Annotated in this window: 2 rRNA genes; both read right to left on the bottom strand. The window is 43.1% G+C overall.

Annotated features, from left to right (window positions below):
- Window positions 1-76 (bottom strand): 5S ribosomal RNA (gene rrf, locus M3226_RS31930); the annotation flags it as partial.
- Window positions 77-156: 80 nt separating this feature from the next.
- Window positions 157-260: ribosomal RNA gene (locus M3226_RS31925) — 23S ribosomal RNA — on the bottom strand; the annotation flags it as partial.

Here is a 260-nt window from a genome sequence, read left to right as displayed (position 1 = left end):
TACCATCGGCGCTGAGAAGCTTAACTTCCGTGTTCGGTATGGGAACGGGTGTGACCTTCTCGCCTTAATTACCAGACTATAAAATTAGAGAGATCGTTCTCTCAAAACTAGATAATGTAGAAGAAATGTTGTAAAAACGAGTTACGCCTATAAACTATGGTTAAGTCCTCGATCGATTAGTATCAGTCAGCTCCACATGTCGCCACGCTTCCACCTCTGACCTATCAACCTGATCATCTTTCAGGGATCTTACTAGCTTG

This window comes from Neobacillus cucumis, from assembly GCF_023715505.1.
This window is presented reverse-complemented; position numbering and strand designations above follow the sequence as displayed.